Genomic DNA, 19,568 nt, shown 5'->3' with positions numbered 1-19,568 from the left:
CCTAAAGTGTAACGGAGGCGCCCAAAGGTTCCCTCAGAATGGTTGGAAATCATTCGTAGAGTGCAAAGGCATAAGGGAGCTTGACTGCGAGACCTACAAGTCGAGCAGGGACGAAAGTCGGGCTTAGTGATCCGGTGGTTCCGCATGGAAGGGCCATCGCTCAACGGATAAAAGCTACCCCGGGGATAACAGGCTTATCTCCCCCAAGAGTCCACATCGACGGGGAGGTTTGGCACCTCGATGTCGGCTCATCGCATCCTGGGGCTGTAGTCGGTCCCAAGGGTTGGGCTGTTCGCCCATTAAAGCGGTACGCGAGCTGGGTTCAGAACGTCGTGAGACAGTTCGGTCCCTATCCGTCGTGGGCGTAGGAAATTTGAGAGGAGCTGTCCTTAGTACGAGAGGACCGGGATGGACGCACCGCTGGTGTACCAGTTGTTCTGCCAAGGGCATAGCTGGGTAGCTATGTGCGGAAGGGATAAGTGCTGAAAGCATCTAAGCATGAAGCCCCCCTCAAGATGAGATTTCCCATAGCGTAAGCTAGTAAGATCCCTGAAAGATGATCAGGTTGATAGGTTCGAGGTGGAAGCATGGTGACATGTGGAGCTGACGAATACTAATAGATCGAGGACTTAACCATATAATATGTAGCAAATGTTATCTAGTTTTGAAGGAATATGCCTTCATAGTTTGGTGATGATGGCAGAGAGGTCACACCCGTTCCCATACCGAACACGGAAGTTAAGCTCTCTAGCGCCGATGGTAGTTGGGACCTTGTCCCTGTGAGAGTAGGACGTCGCCAAGCAAAAACCTAAGTCGTTTCGACTTAGGTTTTTTTGTGTTTATTTTTATTTACCAAATGTTAAAATCCATAAATTGAATAACGCTAAAGAAGAAAAAAGAATGAAAATAAGGCTATTCAAAGTAATAGCAATGATTTTTGGTTTTCCAGGTTTTCCGAGTACTCCTAAAATAATCCCTATGATAGGACACATTATTTCTAGCGCAAGTATATATTTAAAATAATGAGAGTAGAAAAAATGGGATGATATAAATAAGTATTCAATCATTACAGCAATTACTGCGATAGAGAAAAATAAATAGGATAATAGCATAGTTATTTTTTTCAAGATTATTCCCCCTTAGAAATTAATTCGCTACAATAATAAGTTCACAAGAGTGTATATACTTTGATTAAAACATACTAAAGTACTATATAAACAGCTATACGTAAAATAGATCTCTAGAAATATATATTCTAATTCCCTTTCCTTCTTGCATATAGTTGCAATTCTCCTTTTGAATATAACTAAAACACGAACGTTATCAGAGACTAATAAAAAAACATTCGATTATTTGTTGACATTGTTTATGGAATATTGTTAATATAGCCATAGAAACAATAATATAAGACCTCATATAATCGCGGGGATATGGCCTGCAAGTCTCTACCTAACGACCGTTATTCGTTAGACTATGAGGGAAAGTCACTCGGTATTTTTCTATTCACAAGGGATACGTATGCCTGAGTAGAGCGCTTTCTCTCATAGTAAAAGAGAAACTGTTCTATTTCAGGCTTTTTTTATTTGAATCGGGGGGATTCTAATATGAAATCACTAGTTGGAGTCATAATGGGAAGCACGTCAGACTGGGAAACAATGAAATATGCTTGTGACATTTTAGATGAATTAAATATACCGTATGAGAAAAAAGTTGTATCGGCTCATCGGACTCCGGATTATATGTTTGAATATGCAGAGACAGCTCGTGAACGTGGATTAAAAGTTATTATTGCTGGAGCTGGCGGGGCAGCACATTTACCAGGAATGGTTGCAGCGAAGACGAATCTTCCTGTAATCGGAGTTCCAGTTCAATCAAAAGCGTTAAATGGCTTAGATTCATTATTATCCATCGTCCAAATGCCAGGAGGGGTTCCAGTTGCAACTGTTGCAATTGGTAAGGCTGGTTCAACAAATGCTGGATTACTTGCTGCACAAATACTTGGATCATTTCATGATGACATACATGATGCATTAGAACTGAGACGAGAAGCTATTGAGAAAACTGTGCGTGAAGGTAGTGAGCTAGTATGACGAGAATCATTTTACCTGGAAAAACAATCGGTATTATTGGAGGCGGCCAGCTAGGAAGAATGATGGCATTGGCAGCTAAGGAGATGGGATATAAAATTGCTGTTTTAGATCCTACAAAGAATTCACCATGTGCACAAGTTGCTGATATTGAAATTGTTGCACCATATGACGATTTAAAAGCAATTCAGCATTTAGCAGAGATCAGTGATGTTGTCACATATGAATTTGAGAATATTGATTATAGATGTTTGCAATGGTTGGAAAAACATGCTTACTTACCACAAGGTAGTCAGTTGTTAAGTAAAACGCAAAATCGTTTTACAGAAAAGAATGCAATTGAAAAAGCGGGATTACCAGTAGCAACGTATAGATTGGTTCAAACTCAAGAGCAGCTTACTGAAGCAATCGCCGATTTATCATATCCTTCCGTCTTAAAAACAACGACAGGTGGATATGATGGGAAAGGGCAAGTTGTTTTAAGAAGTGAAGCTGACGTTGATAAAGCGCGAAAGCTTGCGAATGCAGCGGAGTGCATTTTAGAAAAATGGGTGCCTTTTGAAAAAGAAGTATCAGTTATTGTAATTCGAAGTGTAAGTGGTGAAACGAAAGTATTTCCGGTAGCGGAAAATATTCATGTAAATAACATTTTGCATGAATCTATCGTTCCAGCTCGCATTACAGAGGAACTTTCTCAAAAAGCAATTGCTTATGCAAAAGTGCTCGCAGATGAACTAGAACTTGTGGGAACACTAGCGGTAGAGATGTTTGCTACAGCTGACGGTGAGATTTATATTAATGAATTAGCACCAAGACCTCACAATTCAGGACACTATACACAGGATGCATGTGAAACGAGTCAATTTGGTCAACATATTCGAGCAATCTGTAATTTACCTCTTGGAGAAACAAATTTGTTAAAACCAGTTGTCATGGTAAACATTTTAGGCGAACATATAGAAGGGGTCCTAGGACAAGTGAATAGATTAACCGGGTGCTATTTACACTTGTATGGAAAAGAAGAAGCAAAAGCGCAGCGAAAAATGGGGCATGTTAATATTTTAAATGATAATATTGAAGTCGCTCTAGAAAAAGCAAAGAGTTTGCATATTTGGGACCATCAAGAACAACTGTTGGAGGGAAAAAGATGATTAATCGTTATACACGCCCTGAAATGGGTGCAATTTGGACGGAAGAAAACAAATTTAAGGCATGGTTAGAAGTTGAGATTTTAGCTTGTGAAGCATGGGCTGAGCTTGGCGATATTCCAAAAGAAGATGTTAAAAAAATTCGTGAGCATGCATCATTTGATATTGATCGTATTTATGAAATTGAAAAAGAGACACGTCATGACGTAGTGGCATTCACTCGTGCTGTATCAGAAACACCAGCATTAGGCGAGGAACGTAAATGGGTTCATTACGGTTTAACATCTACAGACGTTGTAGATACAGCGCTATCTTACATCTTAAAACAAGCGAATGAAATCATATTAAAAGACTTAGAAAACTTTGTAAGCATTTTAGCTAACAAAGCAAAAGAGCATAAATACACGATCATGATGGGAAGAACACACGGTGTTCATGCAGAACCAACAACATTTGGTTTAAAGCTTGGTCTTTGGTATGAAGAAATGAAACGTAACGTAGAGCGTTTTAAGCAAGCTGCTGATACAGTTCGCGTTGGTAAATTATCTGGTGCGGTTGGTACATATGCAAATATCGATCCATTCGTAGAAAAGTATGTTTGTGAAAACTTAGGATTAGAAGCAGCACCAATTTCAACACAAACATTGCAACGTGATCGCCATGCTCATTACATGTCAACACTTGCACTAATTGCAACATCTATCGAAAAGATGGCGGTTGAGATTCGTGGTTTACAGAAGAGTGAAACACGTGAAGTTGAAGAGGCTTTTGCAAAAGGCCAAAAAGGTTCTTCTGCAATGCCACATAAACGTAATCCAATTGGATCTGAAAATATGACTGGTTTAGCTCGTGTTATCCGCGGTTATATGATGACAGCTTACGAGAATGTTCCATTATGGCATGAGCGCGATATCTCTCACTCTTCTGCAGAACGTGTAATTTTACCAGATGCTACAATTGCGTTAAATTACATGTTAAATCGCTTTGGTAATATCGTTAAAAACTTAACTGTATACCCAGAGAATATGAAACGCAATATGACAAGAACATACGGATTAATTTACTCTCAGCGCGTAATGCTTACACTAATCGACAAAGGTATGGTACGTGAAGAAGCTTATGATATCGTACAGCCTAAAGCGATGGAAGCTTGGGAAACACAAGTACAATTTAAAGAGCTTGTAGAAGGCGATGAGCGTATTACGAGCAAGTTAACGCAAGAAGAAATTAATGAATGCTTCAACTATGAGCATCACATGCAACATGTTGATACAATCTTTGAACGCCTTGGATTAAACGAAGCGTAAAATTTCATATGGCACAGAATAGAGTCATTCTGTGCCATTCTTTATAAAAATATTATTCACATTTTTCAAACTACAGGGGGCTTGCGAAATGCAAAAGCTAGAATTGCTGTATGAAGGTAAGGCAAAAAGAATTTATCGTACAGAATCAGCAGATATGGTTTGGGTAGAGTATAAAGATAGTGCGACTGCTTTCAATGGGGAGAAAAAAGAGACGATTACAGGAAAAGGTCGTTTGAACAATGAGATTACAACTTTATTGTTCAGAAAGTTACAAGAAGTAGGAATTAAAACACATTTTGTTGAGAAGTTATCTGAAACAGAGCAACTTGTTAAAAAAGTGAGTATTATTCCTCTAGAAGTTGTCACAAGAAATGTAATTGCAGGAAGTCTTTCAAAACGATTAGGAATGGAAGAGGGAACTGTACTTGCAGAACCAATCGTAGAATTTTACTTCAAAGATGATGATTTAGGAGATCCGCTTGTAACGGAAGATCATATTCGTGTATTAAACGTTGCATCGCCAGAGCAAGTAAGCGTATTACGAGATATGGCTCTACAAATCAATCAAGTATTGATTGAGCATTTCGCAAGCTGTCGTGTAAGATTAGTAGATTTCAAATTAGAGTTTGGTGTAACCGATGAGGGAGAAATTATTTTAGCGGATGAAATTTCACCAGATACTTGCCGTTTATGGGATGAAGCGAGCAATGAGAAGTTTGATAAAGACGTATTCCGTCGTGATCTTGGGAATTTAACAGAAGCATATGAAGAAATTTTAAAACGTTTAGGGGGAATTTCACATGTATAAAGTTAAGGTATATGTAACGTTAAGAGAAAGTGTATTAGATCCACAAGGAACAGCAGTAAAAGGGGCACTTCATAGTCTTTCATTTACAGAAGTACAAGACGTTCGAATCGGAAAGTACATGGAACTAACAATTGATAAATCAGTATCTGACCTTGACGCAAAGGTAAAAGAAATGTGTGAAAAACTATTAACAAACGTTGTAATGGAAGACTTCCGTTATGAAGTTGAGGAGGTTGTCGCACAGTGAAATTTGCAGTAATAGTATTTCCGGGTTCGAACTGTGATGTCGATATGTTCCATGCAATTAAAGATGAGCTTGGTGAAGAAGTAGATTACGTTTGGCACGATAGAGAGAATTTAGATGAATATGATGCAATTTTACTACCTGGTGGATTCTCTTACGGTGACTATTTACGTTGTGGTGCTATTTCTCGCTTTGCTAACGCAATGAAAGCAGTGCAAAAAGCTGCTGAGCAAGGAAAACCAATTTTAGGGGTGTGTAATGGATTCCAGATTCTTGTTGAATCAGGATTACTACCAGGAGCACTAATGAGAAATGAAAACTTAAAATTTATGTGTCGCACTGTTCAGTTACGTGTTGAAAATAACGAAACGATGTTTACATCACAATATGAAAAAGATGAAGTAATCAATATTCCAATTGCACATGGTGAAGGGAATTACTATTGTGATGAAGCGACTCTTAAACAATTAGAAGAGAATAATCAAATCGCATTCCGTTATGTAGAAAATCCGAACGGTAGCGTTTCAGATATTGCTGGTATTGTAAATGAAAAGGGAAATGTACTTGGTATGATGCCACACCCAGAGCGTGCTGTAGATGAATTGCTTGGTGGTGCTGAAGGGTTAAAAGTCTTTCAATCTATCTTAAAACAGTGGAGGGAAACATATGTCGTTAATGCTTGAACCAAATCCAACACAAATTAAAGAAGAGCGTATATATGCGGAAATGGGGCTAACAGACGAAGAGTTTGCCATGGTTGAAAAGATTCTAGGCCGTTTGCCGAATTATACAGAAACAGGATTATTCTCTGTAATGTGGTCTGAACATTGTAGTTATAAAAATTCAAAACCAGTTCTTCGCAAGTTCCCAACGACAGGTGAGCGTGTCCTGCAAGGGCCTGGAGAAGGCGCTGGAATTGTAGATATCGGTGATAATCAAGCGGTTGTATTTAAAATGGAAAGCCATAACCATCCTTCTGCTATTGAACCATATCAAGGAGCAGCAACAGGCGTTGGTGGTATTATCCGTGACGTATTCTCTATGGGAGCACGTCCAGTAGCTCTATTAAACTCACTTCGCTTCGGTGAATTACAATCACCACGTGTGAAATATTTATTCGAAGAAGTAGTAGCAGGAATCGCAGGATACGGTAACTGCATCGGTATTCCTACTGTTGGCGGCGAAGTACAATTTGATCCATGTTATGAAGGAAATCCACTTGTAAATGCAATGTGCGTAGGTTTAATTAACCATGAAGATATTAAAAAAGGGCAAGCGCATGGTGCTGGTAATACAGTAATGTACGTAGGAGCATCAACTGGTCGTGATGGTATTCACGGTGCAACATTCGCATCTGAAGAGCTATCTGAAAGCTCAGAAGCGAAACGTCCGGCAGTTCAAGTAGGAGATCCATTTATGGAGAAACTTCTTATTGAAGCTTGCTTAGAACTTATTCAGTCGGATGCACTTGTTGGAATTCAAGATATGGGAGCTGCTGGTTTAACTTCATCTTCTGCAGAAATGGCAAGTAAAGCAGGTATGGGTATTGAAATGTACTTAGATGATGTACCACAGCGTGAAACGGGAATGACACCATATGAAATGATGTTATCTGAATCTCAAGAGCGTATGTTAATTGTTATAAAAAAAGGTAGAGAGCAAGAAATAGTAGATTTATTTGAGAAGTATGGTCTTGCAGCAGTTACGATGGGGAAAGTAACGGAAGACAAAATGCTTCGTTTATTCCATAAAGGTGAAAAGGTAGCTGAAGTACCAGCAGATGCTCTTGCAGAAGAAGCACCAATTTATCATAAACCATCAAAAGAAGCAGCGTACTTTGCTGAGTTCCAGCAGATGAAAATGGAAACACCAAAAGTAGAAGATTATAAAGAAACGTTATTCGCTTTACTACAACAACCGACAATTGCAAGTAAAGAGTGGGTATATGATCAATATGATTATCAAGTACGCACAAGCACAGTCGTTACACCAGGTTCAGATGCAGCGGTTGTACGTGTACGCGGTACAGAAAAAGGATTAGCAATGACGACAGATTGCAACTCACGCTATATTTACTTAGATCCAGAAATGGGCGGGAAAATTGCAGTAGCAGAGGCAGCGCGTAATATCGTATGTTCTGGCGGAGAACCACTTGCAATTACAGATTGCTTAAACTTTGGTAACCCAGAAAAACCAGAGATCTTCTGGCAAATTGAGAAATCAGTAGACGGTATGAGTGAAGCTTGTCGCACATTACAAACGCCAGTTATCGGCGGAAACGTATCGATGTATAACGAGCGTAGTGGTGAAGCGGTATATCCAACACCGACTGTTGGTATGGTCGGTCTTGTACATGATTTAAAACACGTAACAACACAAGAATTTAAGCAAGCTGGCGATTTAGTTTACGTAATCGGAGAGACGAAAGCTGAGTTTGGTGGAAGTGAATTACAGAAAATGGTCCACGGCAAAATTTTCGGCCAATCACCAAGTATCGATCTAGATGTAGAATTAAAACGTCAAAAACAAGTATTAGAAGCAATTCAAGCTGGCCTTGTTCAATCTGCACATGATGTTGCTGAAGGTGGTTTAGCAGTTGCGATTTCTGAAAGTGCAATTGGTGCTAACGGTTTAGGTGCTACTGTGAAATTAGACGGAGAAGCAACGGCGGTATTATTTGCGGAATCACAATCTCGCTTCGTTCTAACTGTAAAACGTGAAAATAAAGAAGCGTTCGAGAAAGTCGTTGAAGCAACTCAAGTTGGAGAAGTAACAAATACAAATGAAGTAACAATTCATAATGAAGAAAATGAAGTATTACTTACAGCAAATGTAGATGAAATGAGAAAGGCTTGGAAAGGGGCAATCCCATGCTTGCTGAAATAAAGGGGTTAAATGAAGAATGTGGCGTTTTCGGAATTTGGGGGCATGAAAATGCAGCACAAGTTTCGTACTACGGATTGCACAGTTTGCAGCACCGTGGACAAGAGGGCGCTGGCATTGTTGTAAATAATGGGGAAAAGATCATCGGTCACAAGGGGTTAGGTTTAATATCGGAAGTGTTTTCAAGAGGTGAGCTAGAAGGATTAAACGGAAAATCAGCAATCGGACACGTACGATATGCGACAGCTGGTGGAAGTGAAGTTGCTAACGTTCAGCCATTATTATTCCGTTTTTCTGATCACAGTATGGCGCTAGCCCATAACGGGAATTTAATTAACGCAAAAATGCTTCGCCGTGAATTAGAGGCAGAAGGAAGTATTTTTCAAACTAGTTCAGATACAGAAGTACTTTTACATCTCATTAAACGTAGTACGAAAGATTCTTTAATTGAAAGTGTAAAAGAAGCTCTAAATAAAGTGAAAGGTGCGTTCGCATATCTTTTACTAACTGGAAATGAAATGATTGTTGCGCTAGATCCGAACGGGTTCCGTCCTCTTTCAATTGGAAAGATGGGGGATGCTTACGTTGTAGCATCAGAAACATGTGCTTTCGATGTAGTAGGTGCAACATACATTCGTGATGTAGAACCTGGTGAATTACTTATCATCAATGATGAAGGAATTCACGTAGATCGTTTTACAAATGAAGTAGATCATGCAATTTGTAGTATGGAGTATATTTACTTTGCACGTCCGGATTCTAATATTGCAGGTATTAACGTTCATGCAGCACGTAAAAACATGGGGAAACGCTTAGCGGCAGAAGCTCCTATTGAAGCTGATGTTGTTACTGGTGTACCAGACTCTAGTATTTCAGCTGCGATCGGCTATGCGGAGGCAACAGGCATTCCGTATGAGTTAGGATTAATTAAAAATCGTTACGTTGGACGTACATTTATTCAACCTTCTCAAGAACTGCGCGAGCAAGGGGTAAAGATGAAGCTTTCCGCAGTAAGAGGTGTAGTTGAAGGAAAACGAGTTGTTATGATTGATGACTCTATCGTAAGGGGAACGACAAGTAAACGAATTGTTCGTATGCTTCGTGAGGCTGGAGCGACAGAAGTTCATGTAAGAATCGCTTCACCACCTCTTAAGTATCCATGTTTCTATGGCATTGATATTCAAACGAGAAAAGAATTAATTGCAGCAAATAATACAGTAGAAGAAATCCGTGAAATAATCGGAGCAGATTCTTTAACATTTTTAAGCGAAGATGGATTAGTAGATGCAATTGGACGTCCGTATGAAGGGAAATATGGCGGCCTATGTATGGCTTACTTCAATGGAGACTATCCAACAGCTCTTTATGATTATGAGCAAGAGCTTTTAGAAAGTATGAAATAAGAAAGTGGAAAAGCTTCTACTTCTTTTGATGTAGAAGCTAGCTTCTTTCTTAAAACGGCCGCCCTGGATGGGGAGAAATTAAAAGACGAGGTGTAAATAACGATGGCGAATGCATATAAGCAAGCAGGAGTAGATATTGAAGCTGGATATGAAGCGGTATCTCGCATGAAAAAACACGTACAAACAACAATGAGAAAAGAAGTACTAGGCGGTTTAGGCGGTTTTGGAGGTATGTTTGATCTATCAAAATTTGCATTAGAAGAACCTGTATTAGTATCTGGAACAGATGGCGTGGGAACGAAATTGATGCTCGCTTTTATGGCAGATAAACATGACACAATTGGTATTGATGCAGTAGCAATGTGTGTAAATGATATTGTTGTCCAAGGAGCAGAACCGCTTTTCTTCCTTGATTATATTGCTTGTGGTAAAGCTGAACCTAGCAAAATTGAAAACATCGTCAAAGGTATATCAGAGGGCTGTCGCCAAGCTGGTTGTGCATTAATTGGTGGAGAAACAGCTGAAATGCCAGGAATGTATTCTACGGAAGAGTACGATTTAGCTGGTTTTACAGTTGGAATTGTTGATAAAAAGAAAATTGTAACAGGTGAGAAAATTGAAGCTGGTCACGTATTAATTGGATTAGCATCTAGCGGTATTCATAGTAATGGTTACTCTTTAGTACGAAAAGTGTTACTAGAAGATGGAGAACTATCTTTAGATCGCATTTACGGACGCTTAGAGCTACCTCTTGGTGAAGAATTATTAAAACCAACGAAAATTTATGTCAAACCTATTTTAGAACTATTGAAGAAACATGAAGTATACGGTATGGCGCATATTACAGGTGGCGGATTCATTGAAAATATTCCACGTATGTTGCCAGAGGGAATTGGTGCTGAAATTGAGCTAGGAGCTTGGGAAATTCAGCCGATTTTCAGTTTACTTCAAGAAGTTGGAAAACTGGAAGAGAAAGAAATGTTCAATATTTTTAACATGGGTATTGGTATGGTAGTAGCGGTGAAGGAAGAAGATGCAAAAGATATTGTTCGTCTTCTTGAAGAGCAAGGAGAAACAGCTCGTATTATTGGACGCACTGTACAAGGTGCTGGCGTTACTTTTAACGGGAGCACAGAACTATGAGTAGATTAGCAGTCTTTGCTTCTGGAAGCGGATCGAACTTCCAATCTCTTATTAACGCGTTAGAAGAAAAAAGATTGGATGCAGATATTAGTTTATTAGTATGTGATAAACCAGAAGCACGTGCTGTTGGACGGGCACATTATCATCATATCCCGTGTTTCGCCTTTTCAGCGAAAGCATATGAGTCAAAAGAAGCATTTGAAAAAGAGATATTAAAGAAGCTAGAAGAGTATGAAATTGATTATGTTATTTTAGCTGGATATATGCGTTTAATTGGGTCGACTTTACTAGGAGCGTATGGTGGGAAGATTATTAATATTCATCCATCACTATTACCGAGTTTCCCAGGTAAAGATGCTGTTGGTCAAGCGTTAGAAGCGGGTGTGAAAGTAACTGGAGTAACGATTCATTATGTAGATGCAGGTATGGATACAGGTCCGATTATTGCGCAAGAAGCAGTAGTTGTTTCTGAAGGGGATACGAGAGAAAGCTTACAAAAGAAAATTCAACAAGTTGAACATAAATTATACGTAAATACAGTGAATCAAATTGTTCAGTCTGTGAAAGAAACAACTGTTAACTAACATACAACCAGGGGTGAAGGATAAATGAAAAAGCGTGCATTAGTAAGTGTTTCAGATAAAACAGGAGTAGTAGAATTTGTTAAAGGTTTACTTGAACAAGGGATTGAAGTTATCTCAACAGGTGGTACGAAAAAATTACTAGAAGAAAACGGCTTACAAGTAATTGGTATTTCTGAAGTAACTGGTTTCCCAGAAATTATGGATGGTCGCGTAAAAACATTACATCCAAACATTCATGGTGGTCTATTAGCAGTTCGCGATAATGAAACGCATGTAGCGCAAATGAATGAATTAGGCATTCAACCAATTGACTTTGTTGTTGTTAACTTATACCCATTTAAAGAAACAGTCGCTAAGCCTGATGTAACATTTGCTGATGCAATTGAAAATATTGATATCGGTGGCCCGACAATGATTCGCTCTGCTGCGAAAAATCATAAATTTGTATCGGTAATTGTAGATCCAGTAGATTATGATGTTGTATTAGCGGAACTGAAAGAGAACGGCGAAGTAAAAGAAGAGACGAAACGTAAATTAGCAGCGAAAGTATTCCGTCATACAGCGGCATATGATGCGTTAATCTCTAACTACTTAACAGAGCAAATGGGTGAAGAAAGTCCAGAAACATTAACGGTGACATTTGAGAAAAAACAAGATTTACGCTATGGAGAAAATCCACATCAAAAAGCAACATTCTATAAAGCGCCATTCGCTGCAACTTCTTCTGTTGCATACGCAGAACAATTACACGGTAAAGAATTATCCTATAACAATATTAACGATGCAGACGCAGCGCTTAGCATCGTAAAAGAATTTACAGAACCAGCAGTAGTAGCGGTAAAACATATGAATCCATGTGGTGTTGGAGTAGGAACTGATATTCATGAAGCATACACACGTGCTTATGAGGCAGATCCAGTATCAATTTTTGGCGGTATTATTGCAGCTAATCGTGAAATTGATAAAGCTACAGCTGAAAAGTTACATGAAATTTTCTTAGAAATTGTTATCGCACCTTCGTTCTCGCAAGAAGCTTTAGAAGTGTTGCAAAGTAAGAAGAACTTACGCTTACTAACTGTAAATATTGAAAAAGCGACAAGTGCAAGCAAAAAACTAACTTCTGTACAAGGTGGACTTCTTATTCAAGAGGAAGATACGTTATCATTAGATGAGGACGCAATTTCAATTCCAACGAAACGTGAACCATCAGAGCAAGAATGGAAAGATTTAAAACTAGCTTGGAAAGTTGTAAAACATGTGAAATCAAATGCAATTGTTTTAGCGAATGATAACATGACAGTTGGTGTAGGTGCGGGACAGATGAACCGTGTAGGTTCTGCAAAAATCGCAATTACACAAGCTGGCGAAAAAGCACAAGGTAGCGCACTTGCATCTGATGCTTTCTTCCCAATGCCAGATACAGTAGAAGAAGCAGCAAAAGCTGGTATTACAGCAATTATCCAACCAGGTGGATCAATTCGTGATGAGGATTCTATTAAAGTGGCAGATATGTATGGGATTGCTATGGTGTTCACTGGCGTACGTCATTTCAAACACTAATAGAGGATGTTTAAAAGGTCCGGTCAAGATAACTGTCGCATGTCATCGTTGCATCGCCAGTGCGGTACTCATGTAGGAAAACTACACTCCGTGTCCTCCTGGCGAATGCGCCTCGATCTGCTCGGTTCTCTTGATCCTCCCTTTTAAACTTCTATTGATATGAAAGCAAACTAGGAGCATAGCTTCTAGTTTGTACTTATTTAAGTATTGGGGGATGAAATATGAATGTTTTAGTAATTGGTCGCGGTGGGCGTGAGCATGCTTTAGCTTGGAAATTTGCACAATCTGAAAAGGTAGAAAAAGTATATGTAGCGCCAGGTAATGAAGGTATGCGAGATGTTGCAACACCAGTTGATATTGATGAGAATGATTTCGATGCATTAGTCTTATTTGCAAAAGAGAATAATGTTGAATTAACTTTCGTTGGACCAGAAATTCCACTTATGAACGGAATCGTGGATCGTTTTAAGGAAGAGGGACTTCGTGTATTTGGTCCTAATAAAGCGGCTGCTGTTATTGAAGGTAGTAAAGCTTTTACAAAAGAGCTTATGAAAAAGTATGATATTCCAACTGCGGCATATGAAACTTTTACAGACTATGAAGAAGCAGTAAAGTACATTCAAAAAGTTGGTGCGCCAATTGTTATTAAAGCTGATGGATTAGCTGCTGGTAAAGGTGTAACAGTAGCAATGACACTTGAAGATGCATTACAAGCTGTGAAAGAAATGCTGCAAGATGTGAAATTCGGTGAAGCAAGCAAGAAGGTCGTTATTGAAGAGTTTCTAGATGGACAAGAATTTTCATTAATGGCATTCGTGAATGGAACAACCGTACATCCGATGGTAATTGCTCAAGATCATAAACGCGCTTTTGATGGGGATAAAGGTCCGAATACAGGCGGAATGGGTGCATATTCTCCAGTACCACAAATTCCAGAATCAGCAGTTCAAGAAGCGATTCAAACAGTATTACACCCAACTGCCAAGGCGATGATTGCAGAAAACCGTTCGTTTACAGGTATTTTATATGCAGGTCTTATTTTAACAAATGATGGTCCAAAGGTAATTGAATTTAATGCGCGCTTTGGTGATCCTGAAACGGAAGTTGTATTACCACGCTTAGAAAACGATTTAGTTGATGTATGTAATGCTGTATTAGATGAAAGTGAATTAAAATTACAATGGTCAGAAGAATCGGTAATCGGTATCGTACTGGCTTCTAAAGGATACCCAGAAGCATATAAAAAAGGTGATATTATTAGCGGACTAGATGCGCTGCAAGATGTGATTGTTTTCCATGCGGGTACAGCGATGAAACATGGTGACTTTGTAACAAACGGTGGCCGTGTACTATTTGTTGCTTGTAAGGCGAATAGTTTACAAGAAGCGAAAGACAAAGTATATAAAGAAATCGGTAAAATTGAGAGTGATGGTCTATTTTATCGAAGTGATATAGGATATCGTGCAATTGGGCATGAGATGACGAGAAGCTAATATAAAAATCCCGCTGATTTCTCAGCGGGATTTTTTATTCATCTTTATCTTTTTTTAATTTTCCTTTTTGCTTTGCCATTTCTCGAAGCAAATACTCGATGTGTGCATTGACGCTACGAAACTCATCATTCGCCCATTTTTCGATGACTGCGTGTAATTCAGGATCAATACGTAATGGAAAGCTTTTCTTTTTAGCCATAATTATTTACAACCTTTTAATATAGGCTTCCTGTATTAATAACTGGTTGCGCACCTTTATCTGAAACGATGGCAACTAATAAATTGTTCACCATATTTGCTTTACGCTCGTCATCGAGTTCCAGTACGCCTTCTTCATCTAACATGTGGATTGAATCTTTCGCCATCTTCACAGCACCTTCAACAATCTCTTTTCTAGCAGCTAATACTGCTTTTGCTTGTTGACGTTGGAGCATTGCATGGGCAATTTCTGTTGCGTAAGCTAAATGCGTTAAACGAGTTTCTAATACTTCTACACCAGCAATTTCAAGGCGTGCTTCTAGCTCACGCTTTAATTCTTCAGAGATTTCTTCAGTGTTTCCTCGTAACGTGATACAAGTTTCATCTTGGAAATTATCATAAGGATATTTTGTTGCAACGTGGCGGATTGCCGTTTCGCTTTGGATTTCTACGAATCGATCGTAATGCTCAACGCCAAACATTGCTTTTGCAGAATCAACAACTTTATATACGATAACAGCTGCAATTTCAATTGGATTTCCCTCAACATCATTTACTTTTAATTTCTTACTATTAAAGTTTTCAACACGTAAAGATACAGTTTGACGGAATGCAAACGGAATTGTTAAAAATAAACCGTTTTGACGAATTGTTCCTAAATAATTACCGAAGAACGTAATGACTTTCGCTTGGTTAGGTTGAACAATACCAATACCTGTAGCGAGAACCGCTGCTAAAATAATTGTTAATGCTGCTATTATGAAAATTTCTTGGACAAGGCAAAATACACCGATAGCGGCTAAAACTAAAATTCCAATAACGCCGAGAAATCCATTAACATAAAATACTTGTTTTTCTTTCATATGATCGCCTCCTGATATAAAAATGATATCACTTTTATATCATTCTATGCAAGGGGTTTACACCTAATTTTCTGAATTTTATTGATTGATTTATGTACGTTTCAGGGATGTAACTCTAAAATATAAGAATGTACGTTCTGTTTTGTGGTAAAATAAAGAAGACTTAACCGCCCACTGCAGCAGCTAAGTCTCTTTGAGAGCATCTTGCGTCGTGACAAATGATTCAAAGCGGTTTTGCCAGGATTATATCTTCAATCGCTGACTCAATCTCTTTGTCAGAAGCGTCATAACTTCCATTTGACTGTGGTTTGTCATGATTGGAAGTTTGGTTCACTTCTTCTTTAGCATGTCCTTTTTCAGCAAAATTCATGCTAGGCATTTTAAATGCGCCCATACTCATGAATTTTCCAAATTTACATACTTCAGCAATAGGGCAGAAACGAACAATCCCCTCTGCAATTTTCATTGCACCAAACCATAGTAAAACTTTAGACCAAGTGCACCAAGGTTTGCGTACGAGTTTAGCGGTACTACAACCGAAGAGGATAAGTCCGAGTGTAATTCGAATTAGAGCATTGATTGTACCGATGTTTTGCTTCATTTGAAAAACACTCCTTTTTGATGAACTTCGAAATAGCAAATACTATTTCTTTTATTAGTATCCCGTGTGCTTTTGATGATATGTAATCCAACATTTGACGTTAAAAAAGATGTTGGAATGGGCGTGTGTGTAAGTAGCTTTTTTTGTTATAATGAAAGAATGCATAAAAGGGAGCGCGAAACTCGACTCGCCTTTGTGAACAGATGTAGTAGAAGAATTTCAAAAATCCTAATAAAAACTAACTGCTTTTTTGAGCAGGGATATAGATATGATTAGAAAAAAGAAAGGGTGTTTTCATGTACGATATTTCCAAATGGAAACATGTATTTAAGCTAGATCCAAATAAGGAGCTAAGCGATGAACATTTAGAAATGATTTGTGAGTCTGGAACAGATGCTGTTATTGTAGGCGGAAGTGATGGCATAACAATTGATAATGTACTACACATGCTAGTAAGCATTCGTAGATATGCAGTTCCTTGTGTGTTAGAGGTTTCTGATGTGGAAGCAATTACACCAGGATTTGATTTTTATTATATCCCAAGTGTTTTAAATAGCCGAAAGGTAGAATGGGTAACAGGTGTTCATCATGAGGCTTTGAAAGAATTTGGGGATATTATGGACTGGGACGAAATTTTCATGGAAGGGTATTGTGTTTTAAATCCTGAAGCGAAAGTAGCCCAGCTTACAGATGCGAAATGTGATGTAACAGAAGATGATGTGATTGCATACGCGCGTTTAGCAGACAAGCTATTACGTTTACCGATATTTTATTTAGAATATAGCGGTACGTATGGCGACATTGAACTTGTTAAAAATGTAAAAGCAGAATTAAAACAAGCGAAGTTGTATTATGGCGGCGGTATTTCTAATGCAGAACAAGCGAAAGAAATGGCGCAGTATGCTGATACGGTAGTTGTTGGAAATATTATTTATGATGATATAAAATCGGCATTAAAAACAGTTAAAGCAGTAAAAGGAGAGTAGGTGCAGGCGTATATGAGTACGACAGATAGGTTATTAAATGGTTTAAATCCGCAACAACAAAAAGCAGTACAAACAACGAATGGACCACTTCTATTAATGGCAGGCGCAGGTAGTGGTAAAACACGTGTGTTAACACATCGTATTGCGTATTTACTTGGTGAAAAAGGTGTAGCACCATGGAATGTACTAGCTATTACCTTTACAAATAAAGCAGCTCGTGAAATGCGCGAGCGTATTGATACACTTGTCGGACCAGAAGCAGAAGATATTTGGATTTCGACGTTCCACTCTATGTGTGTACGTATTTTACGACGCGATATCGATCGTATTGGTATTAATCGTAACTTTACAATCTTAGATTCAGGCGATCAGTTAACTGTAGTCAAAAAAATTATGAAAGAGCGCAATATTGATCCGAAGAAATTTGAGCCGCGCTCTATTTTAGCTGGTATTAGTAATGCGAAAAATGAATTGTTATCTGCAGATAAATATGCGAAAAAAATTACAATCGCTGATCCATATGAAAAATTAACGAGCGATGTATATACAGAATATCAAAAACGTCTTTTGAAAAATAATTCATTAGACTTTGATGATTTAATTATGACAACGATTCAGCTATTTGAACGTGTTCCAGAAGTACTAGAGTTTTATCAGCGTAAGTTCCAATATATTCACGTGGATGAGTATCAAGATACGAACAAAGCGCAGTACCTTCTTGTTAAACATTTAGCAGCACGTTTTAAAAATCTTTGCGTTGTAGGTGATTCTGATCAGTCTATTTACCGCTGGCGCGGGGCTGACATTTCTAACATTTTGTCATTTGAAAAAGACTATGAGAATGCGCAAGTTATCCTGTTAGAACAAAATTATCGTTCGTCACAAAATATTTTAAATGCAGCGAATGCTGTTATTGAAAAAAATTCAAACCGTAAACCGAAAAAATTATGGACAGACAATCAAGTTGGAAGCAAAATCTCGTATTACCGTGCTGCAACGGAAAAAGACGAAGCGTATTTTGTTGCGAAAAAAATTCGTGACGATATTCAAATGGGAAAACGAAAATATACTGATTTTGCAGTGTTATATCGTACAAATGCTCAGTCTCGTATGGTCGAGGAGATTTTCCTGAAATCTAATATTCCTTACAAAATTGTCGGTGGTACTAAGTTCTACGACCGTAAAGAGATTAAAGATATTTTGGCGTACTTACGTTTAATTGGGAATCCAGATGATGAAATTAGTTTCGCACGTATTATTAACATGCCGAAGCGCGGAATTGGTGCGACTTCTATCGATAAAATTATTAATTACGGTGTACAAAATGGAATTTCATTAACTGCTGTATTCGATGAGATTGAGCATGTTGGAGTAAGTGCGAAAATTACAAAGGCAGTAAAAGAATTCGCAGGTTTATTACACAACTGGGTAAATATGCAAGAGTATTTATCTGTTACAGAATTGGTTGAAGAAGTTATTGAAAAGACAGGCTATCGCGACATGCTGAAAAATGAGCGTACTTTAGAAGCAGAAGGTCGTCTAGAGAACTTAGACGAGTTTCTATCTGTTACACAAACATTCGAATCTCAAAGTGAAGATAAGAGCCTTGTTGCCTTCTTAACAGACTTAGCTCTTGTTGCGGATATTGATCGTGTAGATGAAGATCCAACTGCTGGTGAAGAAGTTATTTTGATGACGATGCACTCGGCAAAAGGATTAGAGTTTCCAGTTGTTTTTATTGTTGGTTTAGAGGAAGGGATATTCCCGCATACTCGTTCTCTGATGGAAGAAGATGAAATGCAAGAAGAACGTCGTCTTGCTTATGTAGGTATTACTCGTGCAGAAGAAGAATTATATTTATCCAATGCACAAATGCGTACTTTATTTGGTAGAACAAGTATGAACGCATCATCTCGATTTATTACAGAAATCCCGGCAGAACTAGTGGAATCATTAAATGAAACAGCGCCGAAGCGTGAAACTTCGTTTGGGGCAAAGGGAAGAACGAAAAGTACAACAACAAGTACAACTACAACCCGTTCTCGTTCAGCTTTCGTACGTCCTGCAGCTAAGACAACGGGTGGCGAACAAATTGGCTGGGCAGTAGGCGATAAAGCTTCCCACCAAAAATGGGGAGTCGGTACAGTTGTAAGTGTAAAAGGTGAAGGTGATGCAAAAGAATTAGATATTGCGTTCCCAAGCCCAATTGGTGTTAAACGTTTATTAGCAAAATTTGCACCTGTGACGAAACAATAGGAAA

General features: G+C 38.5%; 18 protein-coding genes, 2 rRNA genes and 1 riboswitch. Of the genes, 16 read left to right on the top strand and 4 right to left on the bottom strand.

Annotation, left to right across the window (positions count from 1 at the left end; translation table 11 throughout):
* Positions 1 to 637 (top strand): 23S ribosomal RNA (locus JDS80_RS13940); the annotation flags it as partial.
* A 49-nt stretch (positions 638 to 686) separates the two neighbouring features.
* Positions 687 to 802, top strand: a 5S ribosomal RNA gene (gene rrf, locus JDS80_RS13935).
* 43 nt (positions 803 to 845) lie between these two features.
* Here the strand turns inward: rrf and JDS80_RS13930 are convergent.
* A complete protein-coding gene (locus JDS80_RS13930) occupies positions 846 to 1,127 on the bottom strand; it encodes a hypothetical protein (RefSeq protein ID WP_199638936.1) in 282 nt (93 codons plus the stop codon).
* A 265-nt stretch (positions 1,128 to 1,392) separates the two neighbouring features.
* Positions 1,393 to 1,494, top strand: a riboswitch (purine riboswitch).
* A 110-nt stretch (positions 1,495 to 1,604) separates the two neighbouring features.
* On the opposite strand from JDS80_RS13930, the gene purE reads away from it, so the two are divergent.
* The 12 genes from purE to purD all read left to right on the top strand — a co-directional run bounded on the left by purE (position 1,605) and on the right by purD (position 14,660).
* Positions 1,605 to 2,090, top strand: a complete 486-nt coding sequence (gene purE, locus JDS80_RS13925) for a 5-(carboxyamino)imidazole ribonucleotide mutase (protein WP_002010008.1) — start codon at positions 1,605 to 1,607, stop codon at positions 2,088 to 2,090.
* The gene (gene purK, locus JDS80_RS13920; RefSeq protein ID WP_071747186.1) at positions 2,087 to 3,238 is read left to right on the top strand and encodes a 5-(carboxyamino)imidazole ribonucleotide synthase; all 1,152 of its coding nucleotides are present in this window, start codon (positions 2,087 to 2,089) and stop codon (positions 3,236 to 3,238) included. Before purE ends, purK begins: the two co-directional genes overlap by 4 nt.
* The gene (gene purB, locus JDS80_RS13915) at positions 3,235 to 4,542 is read left to right on the top strand and encodes an adenylosuccinate lyase (RefSeq protein WP_071747187.1); all 1,308 of its coding nucleotides are present in this window, start codon (positions 3,235 to 3,237) and stop codon (positions 4,540 to 4,542) included. The genes purK and purB overlap by 4 nt, the downstream gene beginning before the upstream one ends.
* 88 nt (positions 4,543 to 4,630) lie before the next feature.
* Positions 4,631 to 5,350: a phosphoribosylaminoimidazolesuccinocarboxamide synthase gene (purC, locus tag JDS80_RS13910; protein ID WP_071747188.1), complete on the top strand. Its 720-nt coding sequence runs from the start codon at positions 4,631 to 4,633 to the stop codon at positions 5,348 to 5,350.
* A complete protein-coding gene (gene purS, locus JDS80_RS13905; protein WP_000278821.1) occupies positions 5,343 to 5,597 on the top strand; it encodes a phosphoribosylformylglycinamidine synthase subunit PurS in 255 nt (84 codons plus the stop codon). Before purC ends, purS begins: the two co-directional genes overlap by 8 nt.
* Positions 5,594 to 6,277, top strand: a complete 684-nt coding sequence (gene purQ / locus JDS80_RS13900) for a phosphoribosylformylglycinamidine synthase subunit PurQ (RefSeq protein ID WP_000666771.1) — start codon at positions 5,594 to 5,596, stop codon at positions 6,275 to 6,277. Before purS ends, purQ begins: the two co-directional genes overlap by 4 nt.
* Positions 6,261 to 8,480, top strand: a complete 2,220-nt coding sequence (purL, locus tag JDS80_RS13895) for a phosphoribosylformylglycinamidine synthase II (protein ID WP_199638934.1) — start codon at positions 6,261 to 6,263, stop codon at positions 8,478 to 8,480. The genes purQ and purL overlap by 17 nt, the downstream gene beginning before the upstream one ends.
* Positions 8,465 to 9,880, top strand: coding sequence for an amidophosphoribosyltransferase (gene purF, locus JDS80_RS13890; protein WP_000879018.1), 1,416 nt, complete (start codon positions 8,465 to 8,467; stop codon positions 9,878 to 9,880). Before purL ends, purF begins: the two co-directional genes overlap by 16 nt.
* Positions 9,881 to 9,982: 102 nt before the next feature.
* Positions 9,983 to 11,023 carry a phosphoribosylformylglycinamidine cyclo-ligase gene (purM, locus tag JDS80_RS13885; RefSeq protein ID WP_071747192.1) on the top strand — a complete coding sequence of 347 codons (1,041 nt, stop codon included), beginning with the start codon at positions 9,983 to 9,985 and terminating at the stop codon, positions 11,021 to 11,023.
* Positions 11,020 to 11,607 (top strand): phosphoribosylglycinamide formyltransferase, encoded by a 588-nt coding sequence (gene purN, locus JDS80_RS13880; RefSeq protein WP_071747193.1) that lies wholly within the window; start codon positions 11,020 to 11,022, stop codon positions 11,605 to 11,607. Before purM ends, purN begins: the two co-directional genes overlap by 4 nt.
* Positions 11,608 to 11,631: 24 nt before the next feature.
* The gene (gene purH / locus JDS80_RS13875) at positions 11,632 to 13,167 is read left to right on the top strand and encodes a bifunctional phosphoribosylaminoimidazolecarboxamide formyltransferase/IMP cyclohydrolase (protein ID WP_098888307.1); all 1,536 of its coding nucleotides are present in this window, start codon (positions 11,632 to 11,634) and stop codon (positions 13,165 to 13,167) included.
* Positions 13,168 to 13,388: 221 nt separating this feature from the next.
* Positions 13,389 to 14,660 (top strand): phosphoribosylamine--glycine ligase, encoded by a 1,272-nt coding sequence (gene purD / locus JDS80_RS13870; protein WP_199638932.1) that lies wholly within the window; start codon positions 13,389 to 13,391, stop codon positions 14,658 to 14,660.
* 34 nt (positions 14,661 to 14,694) lie between these two features.
* Here purD and JDS80_RS13865 read toward each other — a convergent pair whose 3' ends face one another.
* The 3 genes from JDS80_RS13865 to JDS80_RS13855 all read right to left on the bottom strand — a co-directional run bounded on the left by JDS80_RS13865 (position 14,695) and on the right by JDS80_RS13855 (position 16,322).
* On the bottom strand, positions 14,695 to 14,859 hold the full coding sequence (locus JDS80_RS13865; protein ID WP_001085172.1) for a type II toxin-antitoxin system antitoxin: 165 nt from the start codon (positions 14,857 to 14,859) through the stop codon (positions 14,695 to 14,697).
* Between the two features lie 16 nt (positions 14,860 to 14,875).
* Positions 14,876 to 15,721, bottom strand: a complete 846-nt coding sequence (locus JDS80_RS13860) for an SPFH domain-containing protein (protein ID WP_199638930.1) — start codon at positions 15,719 to 15,721, stop codon at positions 14,876 to 14,878.
* A 223-nt stretch (positions 15,722 to 15,944) separates the two neighbouring features.
* Positions 15,945 to 16,322, bottom strand: coding sequence for a YgaP family membrane protein (locus tag JDS80_RS13855; RefSeq protein ID WP_000812335.1), 378 nt, complete (start codon positions 16,320 to 16,322; stop codon positions 15,945 to 15,947).
* A gap of 296 nt (positions 16,323 to 16,618) precedes the next feature.
* Between JDS80_RS13855 and pcrB the strand changes: the two genes are divergently transcribed.
* Positions 16,619 to 17,308 (top strand): heptaprenylglyceryl phosphate synthase, encoded by a 690-nt coding sequence (gene pcrB / locus JDS80_RS13850; RefSeq protein ID WP_097829005.1) that lies wholly within the window; start codon positions 16,619 to 16,621, stop codon positions 17,306 to 17,308.
* 12 nt (positions 17,309 to 17,320) lie between these two features.
* A complete protein-coding gene (gene pcrA / locus JDS80_RS13845) occupies positions 17,321 to 19,564 on the top strand; it encodes a DNA helicase PcrA (RefSeq protein WP_128856113.1) in 2,244 nt (747 codons plus the stop codon).
* Positions 19,565 to 19,568: the final 4 nt, after the last annotated feature.

The organism is Bacillus cereus group sp. N8 (genome assembly GCF_016483685.1).
Lineage (GTDB): Bacteria > Bacillota > Bacilli > Bacillales > Bacillaceae_G > Bacillus_A > Bacillus_A proteolyticus.
This window is presented reverse-complemented; position numbering and strand designations above follow the sequence as displayed.

What these genes read in the sequence shown, in the direction of transcription:
- purE (WP_002010008.1), top strand. Translation starts at nt 1,605, where the DNA reads ATGAAATCACTAGTTGGAGTCATAATGGGAAGCACGTCAGACTGGGAA.
- purK (WP_071747186.1), top strand. Translation starts at nt 2,087, where the DNA reads ATGACGAGAATCATTTTACCTGGAAAAACAATCGGTATTATTGGAGGC.
- purB (WP_071747187.1), top strand. Translation starts at nt 3,235, where the DNA reads ATGATTAATCGTTATACACGCCCTGAAATGGGTGCAATTTGGACGGAA.
- purC (WP_071747188.1), top strand. Translation starts at nt 4,631, where the DNA reads ATGCAAAAGCTAGAATTGCTGTATGAAGGTAAGGCAAAAAGAATTTAT.
- purS (WP_000278821.1), top strand. Translation starts at nt 5,343, where the DNA reads ATGTATAAAGTTAAGGTATATGTAACGTTAAGAGAAAGTGTATTAGAT.
- purL (WP_199638934.1), top strand. Translation starts at nt 6,261, where the DNA reads ATGTCGTTAATGCTTGAACCAAATCCAACACAAATTAAAGAAGAGCGT.
- purF (WP_000879018.1), top strand. Translation starts at nt 8,465, where the DNA reads ATGCTTGCTGAAATAAAGGGGTTAAATGAAGAATGTGGCGTTTTCGGA.
- purM (WP_071747192.1), top strand. Translation starts at nt 9,983, where the DNA reads ATGGCGAATGCATATAAGCAAGCAGGAGTAGATATTGAAGCTGGATAT.
- purN (WP_071747193.1), top strand. Translation starts at nt 11,020, where the DNA reads ATGAGTAGATTAGCAGTCTTTGCTTCTGGAAGCGGATCGAACTTCCAA.
- purH (WP_098888307.1), top strand. Translation starts at nt 11,632, where the DNA reads ATGAAAAAGCGTGCATTAGTAAGTGTTTCAGATAAAACAGGAGTAGTA.
- purD (WP_199638932.1), top strand. Translation starts at nt 13,389, where the DNA reads ATGAATGTTTTAGTAATTGGTCGCGGTGGGCGTGAGCATGCTTTAGCT.
- JDS80_RS13865 (WP_001085172.1), bottom strand. Translation starts at nt 14,859, where the DNA reads ATGGCTAAAAAGAAAAGCTTTCCATTACGTATTGATCCTGAATTACAC.
- JDS80_RS13860 (WP_199638930.1), bottom strand. Translation starts at nt 15,721, where the DNA reads ATGAAAGAAAAACAAGTATTTTATGTTAATGGATTTCTCGGCGTTATT.
- JDS80_RS13855 (WP_000812335.1), bottom strand. Translation starts at nt 16,322, where the DNA reads ATGAAGCAAAACATCGGTACAATCAATGCTCTAATTCGAATTACACTC.
- pcrB (WP_097829005.1), top strand. Translation starts at nt 16,619, where the DNA reads ATGTACGATATTTCCAAATGGAAACATGTATTTAAGCTAGATCCAAAT.
- pcrA (WP_128856113.1), top strand. Translation starts at nt 17,321, where the DNA reads ATGAGTACGACAGATAGGTTATTAAATGGTTTAAATCCGCAACAACAA.